A 21,336-nucleotide genomic window follows, 5' to 3' on the forward strand; every position below is an offset into this window, starting at 1 on the left:
GGGACAGGGGCTGGGCGGGACGCGCAGGGGCCAGGGTGGGGCCCCCGAGGCGGGCTCAGCCCTTTCGGCTGGTGCCCAGGAAGTACAGGCCGGTGGTCGCCGCGCCCGAGAAGCCGTCGAGCTTCGACGGGTCGTACGCGGTGACGACCTTGGTGTGCAGGATCGGGTACAGGGGGGCCTCGTCGGCCACCTTGTCCAGGGCCTGCTTCCACAGCGCCTTGCGGGCCGCCTCGTCGGAGGTCTGCGCCGCCTTGTCCAGCAGGTCAGCCATGGCATTGCGGTCCGCGGCGTTCCAGCGGTACCGCTGACCCGGCCAGGTCTCGCCGTAGTAGAACCAGCGCATCAGCAGGTCGGTGTCGACGCCGAAGACGCTCGGGTCGCCGGTGGCCATCAGCACCCGGAAGGTGTCCTTCGGAACGACGTCGCCGTAGATGGCCGACGAGGGCACCGTGTTGAGGCTGGCGTTGACGCCGATCTTCTTCCACTGCTCGATGACCAGCGGGGCGACATCCTTGACGACGGAGTTGTCGGTGGTGTCGAGCTGGAACGTCAGGTTGGTGACGCCGGCCTCCTGGAGCAGGGCCTTGGCCTTGTCCAGGTTGTAGTCGTAGACGGTGGCGGCCTTCTGGTGGTCCTTGTTGCCCTCGTCCAGGTAGCTCGTCGCCGGCGTGCCGTAGCCGTTGAGCGCGGTCTTGATGACCGAGTCCTTGTCGATCGCGTAGTGCAGAGCCTGGCGTACGCGCTTGTCGTTGAAGGGCGCCGCGGACGAGTTGAACATGAGGAAGACCTGGTTGAAGGCCTGCTTCGCCTCGACTGTGTACTTGCCCTTGAGCGAGTCGACGTTCAGGTACGGCACCGACTCGATGGCCTGGACGCGGCCGCCCTGAAGGTCGGACACCCGGGCGGAAGCCTCCGAGGTGGTGTTCCAGGTCATCGTCTCGACCTTGGCCGCACGCGAGCCGTTGTAGTTCGGGTTCTTGCTGAGCTTGACGCCCGACTCCTTGGACGCGCTGTCCAACTTGAACGGACCGGAGCCGATCGGCGCCGTGTCGAACGTCTTCGACGCGGCCACGTCCGCGGTCTTCGCCTTCGGCAGGATCTTGATCACGGAGATCCGCTCGGAGAACAGGGCGAACGGGTACTTCAGCTTGAACTCGACTGTCGTCGCGTCCTTCACGGTCACCGAGTCGATGAACGACACGAAGCCCCGCATCAGCGGCGGGGCCTTGGGGTCAGCCGGCTTCAGCACGCGCTCGAAGGACCAGGCGACGTCCTCGGCGGTGACGGGGGTGCCGTCGGAGAACTTCGCGCCGTCCCGCACGCCCACGGTGTAGCTGAGCCCGTCGGCGCTGGCTACCGGATCTTCCTTGGCCAGGGCCCGGTAGGGTTCCCGGGTGACCGGGTCCAGATCGACGAGACCTTCGAAGATGTGCTGGTTGACCGCCGTCGCGACCGCCGACGAGGCGTTCGCGGGGTCGAAACCGCTGGAGAGGGTGAACGCCAGAGTGGTCTCGATCGAGGTCGCACCCCCGTTACCGCCCTCGACGGCGTTTGTCGAGGCGGGGCCGCCACTGCACGCGACAAGCCCGAGTGCGAGGGTTGCCGCGGTGGATGCGACGGCCAACGAGCGGAACCGGCGCGGGGGGAAGCGCCGACTCTCCTTTAGCTCAACGGTGGTGCTCACGTAGCTGCCTCCATAGGCTCTTCATGCGCTCGCGTCACCGCTCGCGCTGAGGGATTCGAAGGTAATGGGGTCTGACGTCAGACATCTGATGCCGATATGGTGAGCGTGTCAGATCCGTGAACGAAGGGCAAGTGGCAGATGACGACCATTGACGCGTCCCCGCTACGCGGTGCGGAGCGCCCGGGTCCCCGCCGGCAGGAGGTGGCGACCAAGATCAAGGAGTACATTCTTCGTAATCGCCTCAAGCCCGGAGACATCCTGCCCACCGAGGCGGAGCTGTGCGAGGCGGTCGGCGCGAGCCGCTCGAGCATCCGCGAGGCCGTCAAGATCCTCTCCGCCCTCGACATCGTCGAGGTGCGGCACGGTCACGGCACCTTCGTCGGCCGCATGTCCCTCGCCGCGCTCGTGGAGAGCCTGGCCTTCCGCGGCCTGCTGAGCGGCGAGAAGGACCACCACGTCCTGGGCCAGGTCGTCGACGTCCGGCAGACCCTCGAACAGGGGCTGGCCGCTCAGGTCATCGCCGTCCTCGACAGCGAGCACCGGACCGCTCTCTCCGCTCTCGCCGACGAGATGAAGGACCTGGCCTCCCAGGGCATGGACTTCCTCGACGTCGACCGGGCCTTCCACGTGAAGCTGCTGGAGCCCCTCGGCAACGACCTGATCCTCCAGCTGACCGAGGCGTTCTGGCAGGTACAGGCCATCGTCGCTCCCACGCTGCGCACCGAGCAGGAGGACCGGTTGATCACCGCCCAGCGGCATCGGGCGATTGTGGACGCGGTCGCGGCCGGCAACGTGGAGGGCCTGCAGGCCGCCATCGCCGAGCACTACGCGCCCATCCGGGCGAGCATCGCCCGCGTCGTACAGGCCTGACCCGCCGCGATCGCCACCCACCGTGCCGCTGACGGTTGAGCTGCTCCGAGAGTCGGACGGCGATGCCGGTCAGCGGCCACGGCCGCCTCGGACATCCGGGCCTCGGCGGCCCACCGGAGCAGGTCGTCCGACTCCGCCTCGTCACATAGCCCGCCTCCAGGAGTACGGAGCAGGCGACCTGGGCCGCGCGTAGCTGGGCCTGCCACTGGGCCACGGTGAACGGGCGCCGGACCGACCGCATCCGGTCGTCACCGAGCCACCCGTACGCGGCGGGATCTTTTCCAGAGGTGATCGTGCGCATCGACGGTCAGCGGGCGGCTGGCATGTAGAGGCCGCACCACACCTCCCGCATACATCATATGTTTTCGGGATCACAGCTCCGACATCAGATGTCTAACATGTGTCGATGCCCAAAACAATAGGCCGGATGACCTGTTGTTCCATGGTCGAACGAGACGATCTTGCCTCCATGCAGCGTCATCAGGAACTTAGGTTCGCGCCATTGACAAAAATATACATCCCACGTTAACTGCCGTGGCATAGAGGAGGCCCTATGTCTTTCACCGGCGGTATCCGGACGATCCTGCGCACCGCGACAGTGGCCCTTCTGGTGGCCGCGTCCCTGACACCCGTGTCCACCAGCTCCGCCGCAGCCGCAGCCGCCGCCGACCCGAAACTCGCGCTCTGGTACGACGAACCGGCCGCCAACTGGGAGAGCAACGCGCTGCCGCTGGGCAACGGCGCGCTCGGCGCCATGGTCTTCGGTGGTATCCAGACCGAACACCTCCAGCTCAACGAGAAGACGCTGTGGACGGGCGGGCCCGGCACGACCGGTTACCACCACGGCAACTGGACAGCACCACGGCCCGGAGCCCTCGACGGGGTGCGGGCGCAGATCGACAGGGACACCCGGATGGCACCCGGCGCGGTCGCCACCGCGCTCGGCCAGCCGGCGACCGGATTCGGCTCGTACCAGAACCTGGCCGACATGTACCTCGACATGTCCGGCACACCCGCCACGGTGAGCGGCTACCGGCGTGAACTGGACCTCGGCGAGGCCACCGCCCGCGTCGGGTACGCCCACGGCGGGGTGACCTACCAGCGCGAGTACGTCGCCAGCTACCCCGGCAACGTGATCGTCGCCCGGCTGTCGGCAAGCCAGGCCGGGAAGACCTCCTTCGTCCTGCGCGCCGTCCCGGCCCAGCCCGGCAGCACCGTCACGGTGGCGAACGGCCGGATCACAGTGCGGGGCACGCTGCCCGGCAACGGGCTGATCCACGAGACCCAGTACCGGGTGGTGACCACCGGTGGCACCCGGACCGACGGCGGCGACCGGATCACCGTCGCCGGCGCCGACTCGGCTCTCGTCGTGCTGTCCGCCGCGACGTCGTACGCCGACACGTACCCCACCTATCGCGGCGCCGACCCCCACGCCCGGGTGACCCAGGCGGTCGACGGCGCGGCGACCTCGACATGGGCGGCCCTGCGGGCGGCCCACCTGGCCGACTACCAGAAGCTCTTCGACCGCGTCCGGCTCGACGTGGGCGGGCAGATGCCGAACATCCCCACCGACGACCTGCGGTCGGCCTACACCGGCGCCGCCGGACGGGCCCAGGACCGCGCGTTGGAGTCGCTGTACTTCTCCTTCGGCAGGTACCTGCTCATCTCGTCCTCGCGCGGCGGCTCCCTGCCGGCCAACCTCCAGGGCGTCTGGAACAACTCCAACAGCCCGCCCTGGCAGGCCGACTACCACACGAACGTCAACGTCCAGATGAACTACTGGCCGGCGGAGATCACGAACCTGTCCGAGACGGCCACGCCGCTGTTCGACTTCATCGACGCCCTGCGGGCACCGGGCCGGGCCACCGCGCAGAACATCTACGGTACGACCGGCTGGGTCACCCACCTCAGCACCAACCCGTACGGCTTCACCGGCGTCCAGGACTGGGCCACCGCCTTCTGGTTCCCGGAGGCGGCTGCCTGGCTGTGCCAGCACCTCTACGAGCACTACCGCTTCACCCGCGACACCGCGTTCCTGCGCGACCAGGCGTACCCGGCGATGAAGGAGGCCGCCGAGTTCTGGCGGGCCAACCTGCACGTCGACCCGCGCGACGGCAAGCTGGTCGTCTCGCCCAGCTACTCACCCGAGCAGGGTGACTTCTCGGCCGGCGCGTCGATGAGCGAGCAGATCGTGTGGGATCTGCTCACCAACACCATCGAGGCGAGCACCACGCTCGGCGTCGACGCGACCCTGCGCGCCCAGTGGCAGACCACGCTGAGCAAACTCGACAGCGGTCTGCGGGTCGGCTCCTGGGGCCAGTTGCAGGAGTGGAAGGCGGACTGGGACAGCCCGACGAACGACCACCGGCACGTCTCGCACCTGTACGCCCTGCACCCGGGCCGGCAGATCTCGCCGTCGACCACGCCCGCCCTTGCCAACGCCGCCAAGGTGTCCCTCACGGCACGCGGCGACGGTGGCACCGGCTGGAGCAAGGCCTGGAAGATCAATTTCTGGGCCCGGCTGCTCGACGGCGACCACGCCCACAAGATGCTCGCCGAGCAGCTCAAGAGCAGCACCCTCGCCAACCTGTTCGACACCCACCCGCCGTTCCAGATCGACGGCAACTTCGGAGCCACCGCCGGCGTCGCGGAGATGCTGTTGCAGAGCCAGACCGGTGTCGTGGACGTGCTGCCCGCCGTACCGGCGGCCTGGCCCACCGGCTCGGTCAGCGGTCTGCGGGCACGCGGCAACGTGACAGTGGACGCCGAGTGGCGCAACCGCCTGGCCAGCCGGATCACGCTCACCGCCGGCAGCAGCGGCACCCTCACCGTCCGGAACCCGATGCTGGCCACCGCGTCGCTTGTGGACCTGACCACCAACCAGACCGTGCCGGTGACGCGCACAGGTGACCGGGTGACGTTCACGGCCGAGGCCGGGCACCGCTACCAGGCCGTCTCCACTGCCGCGACCGGCACGATCGCCGGAGTCGCGAATGGGCGCTGTGTCGACGTACCGGGGGCGGCCACCGCCGACGGCACCGCCCTGATCCTCTGGGACTGCACCGCAGCGGCCAACCAGATCTGGACCCGCGAAGCCGACACCACCATCCGCAACCGGGGCAAGTGCCTCACCGCCGCCAGCACCACGAACGGCACCGCCGCCACCATCGCCACCTGCGGCACCGCCACCAACCAACGCTGGACCTACGACACCACCGCGAAAACGCTGCGCAACCAGGCAACAGACACCTGCCTCGACGCCAACGGCGGCGGCACCGCCAACAACACCGCACTCATCCTCTGGCCCTGCACCACAGCCACCAACCAGCAGTGGCTGATGTAGCACCCGTTCACACCACCGCACCGCCCCTCCCTGCCCCGCTCTCGGAGAGGACACCCATGCCCCCCACCCTGCGCCGCCCCCGCCCGCGCGCGAGCGGGGCCGCCCTGACCGCCCTGGCCCTGCTCGCCACCTGCCTGATCCAACTCACCCCGCCGGCGGCACCGGCCGCAGCGGCACCGGGAGACGGCACGATCACTGGCGTGGCCAGTGGCCGCTGCGTCGACGTGCCCGGCGGTGCCACCACCGACGGCACCGCCCTGATCCTCTGGGACTGCACAGGCGCGACAAACCAGATCTGGACCCGCGAGGCCGACGCCACCATCCGCAACCGGGGCAAGTGCCTCACCGCCGCCAACGCCACCAACGGCGCCGCCGCCACCATCGCCACCTGCGGCACCGCCACCAACCAACGCTGGACCTACGACACCACAGCGAAAACCCTGCGCAACCAGGCAACAGGCACCTGCCTCGACGCCAACGGCGGCGGCACCGCAAACAACACCGCAGTCATCCTCTGGCCCTGCGGAACCGCCACCAACCAGCAGTGGCGGGTCGCCGCCGCCGACTACCAACCGCTGCTCGACGTCGGCTTCAGCGGCACGTTCACCTCCACCACCGGCTACACGCCGTCTACCGGCGAACTGGTGGACGGGCAGCTCACCCGGCTGGCCGGCAGCGAGACGATCGGCGGCACGTCGGTCACGCTCACCGGCGGTGGCACCGGCATCGGGTTCTCCCCGCGGATCCCGGTGACCAGCGCGAAGTACGTCAACCGGAGCCTGCTGGCCGAGGCCGTCGTACGCCGCCAGAGCGGCGCCACCCTGAGCTTCGACACCGTGCTCAGCCTCGCCGGCGGCGGCTACTACCGCTACGCCAACGGCTCGCAGACCACCACCGAGATCGGCATGTACGGGCCGGACGCGCCGTACCACGACACCCGGCAGAGCGGACCGGACCTGCCCGCCACGCAGGACACCCACGTGGCGTTGGCCTACGAGTACGTGAGCGACTCGGCGGCCCGGCTCGTCGCGTACGTCAACGGCTGCCAGGTGGGCACCACTGTCACCACACCCGTCGCCGCGGCCAACGCGTCGCAGGGTCTGCTGACCTTCGGCAACGACGCCGGCACCCGGAACCGGGGCTGGCACGGCACGGTGGACGCCATCGCCCTGGCGACGATGACCGGCGCCGCCGGACCGGCCGACTTCCAACTCGACGCGCCGGTCTGCGGAGGCACCCCACCGCCGCCCGGCTGCGCGGGCAACCCCGGCACCAGCGGCCCGGTCACCCCGGCCACCGTCATCACCGTCGACAGGTGCGACACAGTCGACCGGATCCGGCAGAAGGCCGCGCAGGTCGTCCCGTCAGCCGCCCAACTCGCCTGGCAGCAGCGGGAGCTGACGGCGTTCCTGCACTACGGCATGAACACCTTCACCGACGTCGAGTGGGGCAGCGGGAACGAGGACCCGGCCCTGTTCAACCCGACGACAGTCAACCCCGCGCAGTGGATGGACGTCCTCAAGCGCAACGGGTTCAAGCAGGTCATCCTCACCGTCAAGCACCACGACGGGTTCCTGCTCTACCCGTCGCGCTACAGCACCCACTCGGTCCGCAGCAGCCCCTGGTGGGGTCGGACCAGCCAGGGCGACATCCTGCGGGCCACTGTCGACGCCGCCCGCGCCGCAGGCCTGGCCGTCGGCTTCTACCTCTCCCCCGCCGACGGCGCGGAGATCCCCGGCCGGCGCGGAGGCGACCGGTTCGGCAACGGCAGCGCCAAGCGGGCGGTGACCATCCCGACGCTCGTCGCCGGTGACACCCGCACCCCGACCCAGACGTACGCGTACCAGGCCGACGACTACAACGCCTACTTCCTCAACCAGCTCTACGAACTGCTCACCGAGTACGGGCCGATGGCCGAGGTGTGGTTCGACGGCGCGAACCCGTACACCGCGTACCCGCAGCCGTACCAGGTCGGTGACTGGTACCGGCTGATCCGGGCGCTGCAACCGAACGCCACTATCGCGATCAACGGACCGGACGTGCGCTGGGTCGGCTCGGAGTCCGGGGCGTTCCGGGCCGACGAGTGGAGCGCGCTGCCGTTCAAGGGCACCGATCCCGGCGCGCTGAACCGCGACGACGACATGCTCGCCGGTGCCGGTTCCGGCGACCTGGGTTCCAGTGCATTGATCGGCCGCAACCTGGGGACGATCACCTACCTGTCGTGGTATCCGGCCGAGGCGGACGTGTCGATCCGGCCCGGCTGGTTCTGGCACTCCGGCCAGAACGGCTCGGTCAAGCAACCGGCCGCGCTCATGCAGCTCTACGAGAACGCGGTGGGCCGCAACGCCAACCTGCTGCTCAACGTGCCGCCCAACCGGGCCGGCGTGATCGACGCGCCGGACGTCACAGCCCTCGACGGGTTCGGCACCGCGCAACGCGCCAGGTACGGCCGGGAGTTGTTCGCCAAGGCAGGAGCGACAGGCACCCACGCCGCCCTCACCGACACGGCCCTGGGCACCTACTGGTCGCCCGCGAACGGGGCCACCACCGGCGCGGTCGAGCTGACCGCCTGCCGGGTCCGCACGTTCGACCGGGTCCTGGTGCAGGAGTCGGTCGGCAACGGCCAGCGCGTCGAGGCGTTCGCCGTGGACGCCTGGATCAACGGCGGCTGGCAACAGGTCGCCTCCGCCGGAACGGTCGGCTACAAGCGGATCGTTCCGCTCTCCACCGCAGTGACCAGCGACCGGCTGCGGCTGCGGGTCACCGCCGCGCGCGGCGTACCGCAGGTCGCGACGCTCACCGCGTACGCGACCGACAGCACCGCCAACCCGGCGTCCTGCTGATCTCCAGCCCCTTCCCGAGAGGAACGGTTCATGCGTCTTCGAGGTATCAGCGTCACCGGAGCGGTGGGAGCACTTGCCGCCGCGCTGCTGACCGTGCCCGCCACGCCGGCCTCTGCCGTGCCGGGTGACCTACAGGTGATCCCGGCGCTCAGGCAGTGGACGGCGGGCACCGGCAGCTACACGTTCGGTGCCGCGACCCGCATCGTTGTCGACCCCGCGTACACCACCCAGCTCAACGACGACGCGGCCACCTTCGCGGCCGACCTGCGGGACCTGACCGGACGCACGGTGCCGGTCGCCACCGGGAGCGCGGCTGCCGGCGACATCCGGTTGACCCTGGGCGGCAGCCAGCCCGCCGAGGGCTACACCATGACTGTCGGATCGAGCATCTCCATCCAGGGCTCCACCGACGCGGGCGCCTTCTACGGGACCAGGACGGTGCTGCAACTGCTCAAGCAGTCCACGAGCGTGCCCGCCGGCACCACCACCGACGCGCCCACCAAGTCCGAACGCGGCCTGATGGTGGACGTGGGCCGCAAGTACTTCACAGTCGACTGGCTCCGCCGGCACGTCAAGGAACTCGCCTACCTGAAGATGAACCGGTTGCACCTGCACCTGTCCGACACGTTCGGCTTCCGGCTGGAGAGCACCACCCACCCGGAGGTGATGTCGCAGCAGTACTACACCAAGCAGGAGATCCGCGACCTGATCGCCCTCGCCGCCAGGTACCACATCGAGGTCATCCCCGAGATCGACATGCCGGGCCACATGAACGTCATCCTGGCCAACCATCCGGACCTTCAACTCACCGACACCAGCGGCAACCGCAACCCCTACTACCTCGACCTGTCCAAGCCGGGTGCCTACACCCTCACCCGGGACCTCATCACCGAGTTCCTGCCGCTCTTCCCCGGCCGGTACTGGCACATCGGCGCGGACGAGTACGTCGGCAACTACGCCGCCTACCCGCAACTGCTGACGTACGCCCGCGCCACGTACGGGCCGAACGCCATCGCGAAGGACGCCTACTACGGCTTCATCAACTGGGCCAACGACATCGTGCGCGCCGGTGGCAAGACGACGCGCATGTGGAACGACGGGATCGGCACCGACGGCACCATCCGGCCGGCGTCGAACATCCACGTCGAGGTCTGGTACAACTACGGCATCACCCCGCAGGCCCTGGTGGACCGGGGGCACACCATCTCCAACCAGGCGTGGGATCCCACCTACTACGTCCCCGCCATCAGCAAGCCGAGCGTGACGTGGGCCTACGAGACCTGGACGCCGGAACGGTTCCAAGGCAACAACACGGTGAACGATCCGTCGCGCAACCTGGGCACCGTGGTGCACGTCTGGTGCGACTACCCGGACGCGGAGACCGAGGACCAGATCGCCGCCGGCATCCGGACGATCCTGCGCGTCGTCGCCCAACAGACCTGGGGATCGCCGAAGCCGGCGGCCACGTACACCGCCTTCAACACCATCATCGACCGCATCGGGCGGGCTCCCGGCGGCCCGGCCGTGGCGACAGGCAACCTGGCGCTCAACCGTCCGGCGACCGCGTCGTCCACCGAGACGGCGGCCTTCCCGGCGTCGGCGGCCGTGGACGGTGACCTGAGCACCCGCTGGTCGTCGGCCTACACCGATCCGAGCTGGATCCAGGTCGACCTCGGCAGCAGCCAGGAGTTGTCACGCGTGGCACTGCGCTGGGAGGCCGCGTACGCCAGGGCGTACCAGATCCAGACCTCCACCAACGGCACCACCTGGACCACCGCGGTGACCGTCACCGCCGGTGACGGCGGCACCGACGAGCACATCCTCAACACCACCGCCAGGTACGTGCGCGTGCAGGGCACCCAGCGGGCCACCACCTACGGCTACTCGCTGCAGGAGTTCGAGGTGTACGGGCCGAAGCGGGGTGCCATCACCGGTATCTCCAGCGGGCGTTGCATCGACGTTCCCGGTAGCAACACCGCCGACGGCACCGCGGTGAACCTCTGGGACTGCAACGGCGGCGGCAACCAGACGTGGACCCACCGCAACGACGGCACCCTGACCGCCCTGGGCAAGTGCCTGGAGCCGGCGAACGGAAGCCTCACCGATGGCACCTCGATCGTGATCCGCACCTGTTCGACAGCCGCGTACCAGCGCTGGACCTACGACGCCGCCACGAGCAGCTACCGCACCGGCGGCAAGTGCCTGGACGCCAACGGCGGCGCGACCGCGAACGGCACCCGCCTCATCCTCTGGCCGTGCACGAACGGCGCCAACCAGCGCTGGAGCACGCCCACCACCCTCTGAACCACCGATGGAGGCACGATGCAGCACGACACGCCACTGCCACCCGCATCCCGACCACGGCCACGGCCACGGCGGCTCGTCGTGCCCACCATCGTCCTGACTCTGGTCGCCGGTGCCGTCGCCACGGTCGGGGGCCATCCGGCCCCGGCCGGCGCGGCGGTCCCGGCGGACCCGACCTACGCCGACGCCGCCGGTCTGGTCTTCCCCGGCGTCGCGCCGGGCGCGGCTACCGCGTCGCTCTCCGGCGGCAGCTTCACACTTGCCAACGCGGCGCTGTCGGCCACCTGGAGCGTGGCCGGCAGCACGGTGTCGCTGACCCGGTTCGACAACCGGGCCGCGAACACCTCGGTGCCGATGAGCATGCGGGGGCTCTTCACCCTCACCCTCGCCGACGGCAGCACCATCACGACGGCGAACACGAGCGTCTCGGCCGGTCCCGTGGTCAGCGACCTGCCGGCCAACGCCGGGGCGGCCCGGCTCGCGGAACGCTTCGCCGGCAAGGCGGTCACCACCACCTTCCGGTACGGCGGCGGCACCCGGACGCTCGACGTGCAGTGGCAGGTACGACTGCGCGGCGGGGCCAACTCGGTGCAGCACAGCTTCACCGTGCGCTCGGTGGCCGGAACGTTCGACGTGACCTCGCTGCGCCTTGTCGAACTGGGCCTGACAAACGCGCGGGTCCTCGGTGCCGACGACGGCAGCCCGCTGGTGCACGGCGCGGCGGGCGCCGAGACGGTGTTCGTCGGCATCGAGAACCCGATGGCGAAGGCCAGTGTGAACGGGTCCGCCGTCGACATCGCGGTGCCCCGCGCCGGTGACCTCACCGCCGGCACGTCGTGGGTCTACACGGCCTCCACCGGTGTCTCACCCGCCGGGCAGCTCCGCCGCTCGTTCCAGTACTACCTGCAACGCGAACGGGCCCACGACCGACGCACGTTCCTGCACTACCAGAGCTGGCTGGATCTCAAACCGCCGGGCGAGGTCATCAACAGCACGGAGTTGACCCGGGCCATCAACCTGTTCGGCACCCAGTTGCGCAACCGTGGTGCCACCATCGACAGTTTCTGGGTCGACGACGGCTGGGACTACCTGCGCACGCCCCCGGTCGACGAGACGAACCTGCACGTCTGGTCGTTCGACCCGACCCAGTTCCCCACCGGCTTCGCACCGCAGAAGGCCGCCGCCGGACAGTACGGGGCCTCGATGTCGGTCTGGATGTCACCGTTTGGCGGGTACGGCACCAGCGCCGCCACCCGCCAGGCCCTCAACGCGAGCAAACCGACCGACCAGCGGTTGGAGACGCACAGCGGCGGCCAGTTCAAGCTCGGCGGCTCCCGCTACTACGACCGGTTCCGGTCGGTCGCCTTCGACATGATGGACAACCAGGGGGTACGCGGGTTCAAGCTGGACGGCATCGGCGGTGGGCTCTACCAGTCCGGCCCGAACGCCAGCTACATCGCCGACTACGAGGCCCTGCTCGGGTTGACCGGCGACCTGCGCGCGCACCAGAAGGACGTGTTCGTCAACGCGACGGTCGGCACCTGGGGGTCGCCGTACTGGCTGTGGTACACCGACTCCATCTGGCGCGACGGGCACGACGCGGGTCTGGTCGGCGCCGGCAGCGCACAGCAGCGTTACGTCAACTACCGCGACTCGGAGACGTTCCGCAACAACGCCAGGCAGAACCCGCTGTTCCCGATCCCGAGCCTGATGAACCACGGGATCATCTTCTCCGACCGCACACCCCAGTTCACCGCCGACTACGACCTGACCAAGCCCAGTGTCCAGGCCGAGGTGTCGCAGGACATCCGCGCCTACTTCGCGCTCGGGCTGAGCCTTCAGGAGCTGTACGTCCGCAACACGCTCGTCGACGCGGGTCGGCCGGGCGCGGCGTGGTTCTGGGACACCGTGGCGGCCAACGCCAGGTGGGCGCGCGCGAACCAGGGGCTGCTCAGCGACGTGCACTGGGTGGGCGGTGACCCGGCCGCCGGGGCGGTCTACGGCACTGCCGCCTGGAACTCCTCGGCGGGCGCGTCGAAGGGGATGCTGATGCTGCGCAACCCGTCGGCGTCCGCGCAGAGTTTCACTGTCAACCCGCAGACGGTCTTCGAGCTGCCCGGCGGGACGCACCAGCGGTACCGGTTCACCGAACGCGACGGGCGGCGCGCCGGCTTCGTCTCCGGTCCGGCCGCACCGGGGAGCATCACGCTGGCGCCGTTCGAGGTCGCCATCTTCCAAGCCACGCCGACGGACGAACCGATCGGCGGCGGCAGCAGCCCCCAACTGCCCCGTACCGGCTGGACCGCGACGGCGGACAGCGTGGAGACAGTCGGGGAGAACGGCGCCGCCGCCAACGCCATCGACGGCAACCCCGCCACCATCTGGCACACCCGCTACGTCGGGGGTGTCGCCCCCATGCCGCACCAGCTCAGCATCGACCTCGGCGGCAGCTACCGGATCGACAGACTCGACTACCTGCCCCGCCAGGACGGCGGCACCAACGGCACCATCGCCGACTACCAGATCCAGGTCAGTACCGACGGCACCACCTGGACCCAGATCGCCGCCGGCACCTTCGGCGCAGGCAGCACCCTCAAGACTGCCGCCTTCACGCCCACCACCGCCCGGCACGTCCGCCTGCGCACCACGCGCGCCGCGAACGGCGCCGGGTACGCCTCCGCCGCCGAGATCAGCCTGTACGGCTCGACGGCCTGACCGGTACCGGCCGTCCCGGGGCGCCCCTATCGTCGCCCCGGGACGGCCGCATCCCACCTCACCTGGCGAGGACATGGGCGAGGACCGCCACGCCCCCCGCCACCACCAGCACGTTGCCGACGGCCAGCAGGGCGGCACCCTCCGGGTGGCCCAGGTGCGTGGGCAGCCGTACGGTGCGATACCGGCGTCGAGCCAGCACAGCCACCACGACGGCGAACGGTGCGCAGGCCAGCACGATCCCCGCGGCGATCGGATGACGGGGCACCAGCTCCCGGCCGACGGCCAGCAGCACGGTGGCCGTCGCCAGCGCCGTGCGCAGCCACGCGAGCAGGGTGCGTTCGGCCTGCGCCCCCCGGTCGTCGAGGCGCGGTGGCTCCGTCACCTCAGCACCACGACGCCAGATCAGCACCACACATCAGACCAGCACCACGACGAGGATGGTCAGGCCGGCCACGACCACCCCCGCCGCCGACACGACCGCGACGGGGGTGGACGGCAACGGCAGCTGGAGCCGCAGTGCCCGTTCGTTGCGGCTCCACCGGGGGAACGCCTCGACGGCCACCCCGACGGCGAGCACCGCCAGCACGGCCGCCGCCCACTGCGAGCCTTCCGTGCCGAAGGCCTTCACCGCCGCCGCGGCCACCATGAGACCCAGCGCGGTCCGCAGCCACGCGAGGAAGGTGCGCTCGTTGGCGAGGGAGAACCGTGGGTCCGGCTCGGTGCCCACCCCGTAGACGCGGCATGGCCAGCGACGGTCGGATCGTCCCGTCGGCTCCTCCGTCACCCGGTGACCGGTGCCGACGGCTGCCACGGGACGTCACCACACTCCCGCTGGACCCGGGCCAGTTCCTCGGTGAGCGCCGCCCGGACCTGCGCGTACGCCGGGTCGTCGTAGACGCTGCGCATCTCCCACGGGTCGGCCCGCAGGTCGAACAGCTCCCACTCCGGCTCCTGCGCCGTGGCGGAGGTGCCGGGCAGGCCGAGACCGTCCGCGTAGTAGTAGACGAGCTTGTGGTCGTGGGTGCGTACGCCGTAGTGGGCCCACACGTGGTGCTCGTCGTCGTCGTGTTCCCAGTAGCGGTAGTACACCGACTGCCGCCAGCCGTCGACGTCCTCTCCGCGCAGGAGTGGTCGCAGGGAGCGTCCCTGCATGCGGCTGTCGGCGGGCACTCCGGCGTAGTCGAGGAACGTCTGGGCGAAGTCGACGTTCATGGCGAGCGCCCCGGTGGTGGAGCCGGCCGGGATCTCCGCCGGGTAGCGGATCAGGAACGGCATCCGCAGCGACTCCTCGTACATGAACCTCTTGTCGTACCAGCCGTGGTCGCCGAGGAAGAAGCCCTGATCGGACGTGTAGACGACGATGGTGTCATCGGTCAGGCCGTGCTCGTCAAGGTAGTCGAGCAGGCGGCCGACGTTGTCGTCGACGCTGGCGACGCACCGCAGGTAGTCCTTGATGTAGCGCTGGTAGGTCCAGAGCGCTGCCTCGTCGGGGTCCAGGTGCGGCGGCAGCATCTCCTTGATGTCGTTGGCCGTCAGGTCCCGGTCCACCCGCATCCGGGCGGCTCGGGCGGCGGCGGCGTGCCCGGAGTGGTCGTCGTCGAACGACCCCGGTACGGCCACGTCCTCGACGTACATGTCGCGGTGCTTCTCGTCGGGTTCCCAGTTGCGGTGTGGCGCCTTGTGGTGCACCAGCAGGCAGAAGGGCCGCTGCGGGTCGCGCTTGTCGAGCCAGTCGACGGCCAGGTCGGTGATGATGTTCGTGCAGTAGCCGGGACGGACCTGCTCGGTGCCGTCCATGCCGATGAACACCGGGTCGCGGTAGCGGCCCTGGCCGGGCACGACCTCCCAGTAGTCGAACCCGCGGGGGTCGTGCTCCGGACCGTGCCCGAGATGCCACTTGCCGACCAGGGCCGTCTGGTAGCCGGCGCGGCGCAGCAGTTCCGGGAAGACCAGCTGCCGGTTGTCGAACTCGGTCGACAGCGTCTGCACGCCGTTGACGTGGTTGTAGGTGCCGGTGAGGATTGTCGCGCGGCTGGGCGCGCACAGCGAGTTGGTGCAGAAGCAGTTCTCCAGCAGGGCGCCTCCGGCCGCGATGCGGTCGATGTGCGGCGTCTCGTTGATCTTGCTTCCGTAGGCGCCCACCGCGTGCGCGGCGTGGTCGTCGGCCATGATGAAGACGATGTTGGGCCGCACCTGTTGGTCCTTTCTCACGCGACCGTGCTCAGGACGCGTACGCGGTGGCGTCGTAGTAGGTGCTCGGGTCGACCACGTCCGGCAGCTTGCCCAGGTCCTTGAAGAGTCCGTTGAGGCCGGTGAGCCAGCCCGCGACGGTGCCGTCGGTCGACTTGGCGGCGAGTTCGGCCGACGGCAGGAACCGGGCGTTGGTCGCCTCGGCGCGCAGCTGGTCCACCGGAGCCGACTTGAGGAACTTCGCGGTGACCTCGACCGCCCGGTCCACGTTTGCCGCCCGCTCGTCGTTGGCGGCACGCAGCACCGCGAGCACCTTCTTCACCAGTTCCGGCTTGCCGGTCACCACGTCGTTGCGCCCGACATAGGCGGACGGGAAGCTGACGGCCGGGTAGAAGTCGTCGTTCTTGGCCAGCTCGGTCAGGTTCGGCACCCGCTTCTTGATGGTGCCGATGAGCGGGTACCAGATACCGGCGGCGTCGATCTGGCCCGAGCCGAACGCGGTGACGACAGTGCTCGGGTCCATCGCCACCTTCTGGACGTCGTCGATGGAGAGCCCGGCGCGCTTCAGGGCCAGCCGCACGATCATGTCGCCGGAGGTGCCCTCGGGCACGCCCACCTTCTTGCCCTTGAGCGCGGCAATGGAGGTGATGCCCGGCTGGGCGATGACGCGGTCGGCGAAGCCGAGCGAGTTGATGGCGACAACCCGGGCCTTGCCGGAGGCCGGCAGCCACAGGGCGCCCGGGCCCAGGTAGCCGAAGTCGAGGTCGCCCGCGCCGAGGGCCTGCACCTGAAGGGGCCCGTTGGTGAAGACCTTCAGGTCCGGCTTGAGGCCGTGTTGGGCCCACAGCTTCTTGTCGTCGGCGATCGCCATGAGGCTCGCGCCCGTGAAGTCGGCGATGTAGCCGAGCTTCACCGGATCGCCGCCGGATCCGCCGGATCCGGAATCGTCGTCGTCGCCGCAGGCGGCGAGGGCCGCGGCGGTACCGAGGCCGGCGAGACCGGCCAGCACGGCGCGACGGGAGAGAGGGCTCATAGTGATGCACCTTCCTGAGGGGTCTGGTGGTAGACGGCGCGCCAGACGCGATTGCGGATCCGGGAGAACTCTGGTGAGAGGCGTACGGCCTCGGTGCGCGGGTACGGCAGGTCGACGTCGATGACCTCGTGCACACGGCCCGGTCGGGCGGCCATGACGACTACCCGGTTGGCGAGGTAGACGGCCTCGTCGACGTCGTGGGTGATGAACATGACGGTGCGTCGCTCGGAGCCCCAGGTGGCCAGCAACTGGTCCTGCATCTGCACACGGGTGAGGGCGTCCAGGGCGCCGAAGGGTTCGTCCATGAGCAGGACGCCTGGGTCGACGGCGTACGCGCGGGCGATGGCGCACCGCTGCCGCATTCCGCCGGACAGCATTCGGGGCAGCGCGTCCGCGAAATCGGTGAGGCCCACCAGGTCGATGAAGTGCTGCGCCTTACGTCGCCGTTCGGCCCGCCCGACCTTGGCGATCTGGAGGCCGAACTCGACGTTCTGGCGCACGGTCAGCCAGGGGAACAGCGCGTACTGCTGAAAGATGACGCCGCGTTCCGGGCCGGGCCCGCGTACCGGTCGCGAGTCGACGAGCACCTCACCGTCGGTGGGTTCGACCAGGCCGGCCGCGATGTTCAGCAGTGTCGACTTGCCGCAACCGGACGGGCCGACCACTGTGACGAACTCGCGGTCGGCGATGTCCAGATCGACGTTCCGCAGGGCGTGGAAGGGTTTGCCGCCCACCTCGAACGTCCGGGTGGTGGAGCGGAAGGAGATTTTCTCGGTCATCGGCGTTCCTGCCATCCGGTGAGGCGCTTCTCCGCGGCGAGCAGCAGCCGGTCCATGATCAGGCCGAGCACGCCGATGGTGATCAGGCCGACGAAGATGCTCGGCAGGTCGTAGTAGATCTGTGCCTGCTGCATGCGGTAGCCGAGGCCCTCCTGGGCGGCGATCAGCTCGGCGGCCACCAGGGTGGCCCACGCCGCGCCGAGGCCGACGCGCATGCCGACCAGGATGAACGGCGTGGAGGCGGGGACGACCACCCGGCGGAACACCACCGCGTCGTTGGCCCCGAGCACCCGGGCAGCGTTGATCAGGGTGGTGTCGACGCTCACCACGCCCTGGAACGTCGACACGACGCAGGACAGGAACGCGGCGAGGAAGATGACGAAGATCTTCGGGGTCTCCCCGATGCCCATGAGCAGGATGGCCAGCGGGATGACGGCCAGGGGCGGGATCGTGCGGAAGAACTGCACGTAGGGCTCGATCAGGCCGCGGGCCGTCCCGTACCAGCCCATGAGGAAGCCGACCGGCACCGCGAGGGCGCTGCCGAGCGCGAAGCCGATGAACACCCGGCGCAGGCTGGCGAGGCTGTCGTCGAGCAGGGTGCCGTCCATCGCCAGCTCGCCGGCGCGGACGGCTACGGCCCGTGGCCCGGGAAGGCCCGAGACGCCGGCCCGGGCGAGCACGGTCCAGATGGCGAGGCCGAGCACCACGGCGATCACGTTCCAGACCGGCAGTGGCACTGCGCGGCGGGGCGGCGACGCCGCCCGGGTGGTGCCCGGCCCGCGGGTCCGGGGCTGTTGAACGTCTGTCGGCACGGTGGCCCTCCGTAGCCCAGGTCGGACGTGTGGCGCCCCCTCTTTCCGGTAGGCGGCGCTCAAGGTAAGCGAATCCTTGGTGACGCGGCTAATCCTGTCAACCCTTCGGACTAAAAAGACCCAGGGTCGGCGGCACCGCCGACCCGAGCCCACCGCCTCCCCGCATCACGACGATTAATGTGTGGGCCATTGACTAAATTGAAGGTGATGACGAGACTTCGGCGTACCGAGCCACCCAGTCGCCCGGCGACCCGGACGACGGACGAAGGAGTCCCATGTCGATTCCGCGCTCCCGCCCTGCCACCCGACCGAGACGCCGGCTGCTCGCGGCGCACCTCGCCGTGATCCTCGCCGCGACGCTCGCCGCAGCGGTCCCGTCCGGCACGCCGGCCGTTGCCGCGGCCACTCCCGTGAACCTGGCCCGGACCGGCACCGCCACCGCGTCGAGCGTCGAACTCGACCGCGCCGACTTCGTCGCCGCGCACGTCAACGACGGCGACCGCGGCACCAGGTGGTCGTCGACATACCAGGACGACAACTGGGTGCAGGTACGCCTGGCATCCCCCGCCACTGTCGACCACGTCGCGCTCACCTGGCCCAACGCGTGCGCCCGTGACTTCACGCTGCAGACCTCGGCGGACGGCACCACCTGGACCGACGTCGCCCGCCTTCAGCGCGACACCTGCCCCCGGACGGACGTCATAGCGGTGAACTCGTCGCAGCCGGTGTCCCACGTGCGGATGCGGGGGCACAAGCGGTGGGCGGGTTACGGATACTCGATCTCCGAGTTCGAGATCTGGAACGACACCGCGCCGGCCCCGGCTCCGTCACTGGGTCTGCTGCCCAAGCCCGTGTCACTGTCGGAGAACGGCGGCACGCCGTACACCGTGAACCGGAACACGCCAATCGTCGCGGTCGGGCAGCAGGCGACCGCACCGGCGACCTACCTCGCCGGCCTCCTGCGCCCGGCCACCGGGTACGCCCTGCCGGTGGTCAGCCAGAGCAGCGCGCCCGCGCCCATCGTCGTCGAGGTCGGCGCCGGCAAGGGTCCCGTCGGGCACGCCGCCGAGGGGTACCGGCTCAGCGTGACCACCGCGAAGGTCCAGATCAGCGCCGATACGGCGAACGGCGCGCTCAACGGGGTGCAGACGCTGCGTCAACTCCTGCCGCAGTGGGTGGAGTCCGACACCGTCGTCGGCGCCACCTGGACCGTGCCGGCCGTGACGATCTCCGATTACCCCCGCTTCGCGCACCGCGGGATGATGCTCGACGTCGCCCGCAGCTTCTACCCGATGAACGAGATCAAGGCGTACATCGACAGCGCGGCCCAATACAAGATCAACCGTCTGCACCTGCACCTGACCGACGACCAGGGCTGGCGGATCGCCATCGACAACCCGGCGAGCAATCCGTCGGGCATCGACTACGGCCTGCTCACCTCGGTCAGCGGACGCACCGCCATGACGTACAACGACAGCGGCCAGTTGATGGGCACCGAGCTGGGTGTCACAGGCTTCTACACCAGGGCCGACTACGCCGAGATCGTGCGCTACGCGGGCCTGAACGGCATGACGGTCGTACCGGAGATCGACATGCCGGGCCACACCAACGCGGCGCTGCACGCGATCCCCCAGCTGAACACGGCGGGCGCCCAGCCCAAGCCGGCTCCCGGCCAGCAGACCGCACCTGCCAACGGCACCGGCAACGTCGGCTACTCGACGTTCGACTCCGCCAGCCCCACGACGTACGAGTTCGTCACGCGGGTCCTGACCCAGATCGCCGCCATGACCCCGGGGCCCTACCTGCACATCGGTGGCGACGAGGCGCACGTCACCAGCCACGCGAACTACACCACGATGGTCGACGCCTTCACCGCGACTGTCGCCTCGCTCGGCAAGACGGTGGTCGGCTGGAACGAGTACGCGGGCACGACGCTGCCGGCCAACAAGGCGGTCGTGCAGTACTGGAACGGCGACCGGACCGCAGTGGCCAACGCGGTGACCGGTCGTGGTGCCACAGTCGTCCTCTCCCCCGCCGCCCACACGTACGTGCCGCAGAAGCAGGACTCCCGCCAGCCGCTCGGCGGCACCTGGGCCTGCGGTGGGCCGTGCGGACTGGACCGGCACTACAACTGGGACCCGGGCACCTTCATCCCGAACATCGCCGAGACCAGCGTGCTCGGGGTCGAGTCGGCCCTCTGGGGCGAGTTCATCCGCCGGGTCGGCCAGGCGCAGTACTACAGTCTCCCGCGCCTCATCGCCACCGCCGAGGTGGGATGGACGCCGCAGGCGCAGCGCGATTACGCCGACTTCATCACCCGCCTGTCCGTGGCCGGGGGCCGGTTGACAGTCGAGGGTGTCAACTTCTTCCCCACCGCCGACGTGCCGTGGCGCCAGCAGGCGATCGGTCGATCGGGCACCGTGCCCGTCGGCGCACCTGCCGGAGCCACCTGGACGGTCACCGCCCCGGGGCTGCGTTCCACCGACCTGGCCGCCACGGTCACCTGGAGTGACGGACGGGTGGAGGCGCTGACGCCTACCGCCACGCGCGAGCCGAGCATCCCGGCGATGCAGATCAACAGCGCATTCACGGTAGTGTCCCGCCGCGCGTTCGGTACGGCGGGAACGTACACCGGAACGCTGTCGGTGCGCGCGGCCGGACTGGCCCCGGTCCAGGCGGCACTGACAGTCACCGTCCGGGCCGCCTGATCACCGGCCGTCGCCGCCACCCCGGCCGGTGGCGGCGCCGGTTGGTGGTTACCGG

13 protein-coding genes are annotated in these 21,336 nt (G+C 69.8%); 6 read left to right on the forward strand and 7 right to left on the reverse strand.

Features of this window, described 5'->3' with window-relative positions; translation table 11 throughout:
- Nucleotides 1–55: 55 nt before the first annotated feature.
- Complete coding sequence (locus tag AB0N27_RS25340; protein WP_364374626.1) at nt 56–1,684, reverse strand: ABC transporter substrate-binding protein; 1,629 nt, start codon at nt 1,682–1,684, stop codon at nt 56–58.
- A gap of 138 nt (nt 1,685–1,822) precedes the next feature.
- Between AB0N27_RS25340 and AB0N27_RS25345 the strand changes: the two genes are divergently transcribed.
- The 5 genes from AB0N27_RS25345 (at nt 1,823) to AB0N27_RS25365 (ending at nt 13,759) form a co-directional block, all read left to right on the forward strand.
- Complete coding sequence (locus AB0N27_RS25345) at nt 1,823–2,554, forward strand: FadR/GntR family transcriptional regulator (protein ID WP_364374629.1); 732 nt, start codon at nt 1,823–1,825, stop codon at nt 2,552–2,554.
- A 553-nt stretch (nt 2,555–3,107) separates the two neighbouring features.
- The gene (locus tag AB0N27_RS25350) at nt 3,108–5,897 is read left to right on the forward strand and encodes a glycoside hydrolase N-terminal domain-containing protein (RefSeq protein WP_364374632.1); all 2,790 of its coding nucleotides are present in this window, start codon (nt 3,108–3,110) and stop codon (nt 5,895–5,897) included.
- A gap of 56 nt (nt 5,898–5,953) precedes the next feature.
- Nucleotides 5,954–8,740: an alpha-L-fucosidase gene (locus AB0N27_RS25355; protein ID WP_364374635.1), complete on the forward strand. Its 2,787-nt coding sequence runs from the start codon at nt 5,954–5,956 to the stop codon at nt 8,738–8,740.
- A 30-nt stretch (nt 8,741–8,770) separates the two neighbouring features.
- Nucleotides 8,771–11,044 (forward strand): family 20 glycosylhydrolase, encoded by a 2,274-nt coding sequence (locus AB0N27_RS25360; protein ID WP_364374637.1) that lies wholly within the window; start codon nt 8,771–8,773, stop codon nt 11,042–11,044.
- Nucleotides 11,045–11,125: 81 nt separating this feature from the next.
- Nucleotides 11,126–13,759, forward strand: coding sequence for a discoidin domain-containing protein (locus tag AB0N27_RS25365; RefSeq protein ID WP_364374640.1), 2,634 nt, complete (start codon nt 11,126–11,128; stop codon nt 13,757–13,759).
- A 58-nt stretch (nt 13,760–13,817) separates the two neighbouring features.
- Here the strand turns inward: AB0N27_RS25365 and AB0N27_RS25370 are convergent, their stop codons facing one another.
- Genes AB0N27_RS25370 through AB0N27_RS25395 form a run of 6 tightly spaced genes read right to left on the reverse strand, consistent with a single transcriptional unit; the run spans nt 13,818 to nt 18,573 of the window.
- Nucleotides 13,818–14,141: a DUF202 domain-containing protein gene (locus tag AB0N27_RS25370; protein WP_364374643.1), complete on the reverse strand. Its 324-nt coding sequence runs from the start codon at nt 14,139–14,141 to the stop codon at nt 13,818–13,820.
- 33 nt (nt 14,142–14,174) lie between these two features.
- Entirely contained in the window at nt 14,175–14,486 is a 312-nt protein-coding gene (locus tag AB0N27_RS25375; RefSeq protein ID WP_364374646.1) for a DUF202 domain-containing protein, read from the reverse strand.
- Between the two features lie 53 nt (nt 14,487–14,539).
- Nucleotides 14,540–15,952, reverse strand: coding sequence for a sulfatase (locus AB0N27_RS25380; protein ID WP_364374648.1), 1,413 nt, complete (start codon nt 15,950–15,952; stop codon nt 14,540–14,542).
- A 28-nt stretch (nt 15,953–15,980) separates the two neighbouring features.
- Entirely contained in the window at nt 15,981–16,982 is a 1,002-nt protein-coding gene (locus AB0N27_RS25385) for an aliphatic sulfonate ABC transporter substrate-binding protein (RefSeq protein WP_364374650.1), read from the reverse strand.
- On the reverse strand, nt 16,979–17,761 hold the full coding sequence (locus AB0N27_RS25390) for an ABC transporter ATP-binding protein (RefSeq protein WP_364374652.1): 783 nt from the start codon (nt 17,759–17,761) through the stop codon (nt 16,979–16,981). The genes AB0N27_RS25385 and AB0N27_RS25390 overlap by 4 nt, the downstream gene beginning before the upstream one ends.
- Complete coding sequence (locus AB0N27_RS25395) at nt 17,758–18,573, reverse strand: ABC transporter permease (protein WP_364374655.1); 816 nt, start codon at nt 18,571–18,573, stop codon at nt 17,758–17,760. The genes AB0N27_RS25390 and AB0N27_RS25395 overlap by 4 nt, the downstream gene beginning before the upstream one ends.
- Nucleotides 18,574–18,848: 275 nt before the next feature.
- Between AB0N27_RS25395 and AB0N27_RS25400 the strand changes: the two genes are divergently transcribed.
- Nucleotides 18,849–21,281: a family 20 glycosylhydrolase gene (locus AB0N27_RS25400; protein WP_364374658.1), complete on the forward strand. Its 2,433-nt coding sequence runs from the start codon at nt 18,849–18,851 to the stop codon at nt 21,279–21,281.
- Nucleotides 21,282–21,336 lie beyond the last annotated feature (55 nt).

Origin of the sequence: Micromonospora sp. NPDC093244, from assembly GCF_040683695.1 — a bacterium.
In the GTDB taxonomy this organism is placed as follows: domain Bacteria; phylum Actinomycetota; class Actinomycetes; order Mycobacteriales; family Micromonosporaceae; genus Micromonospora.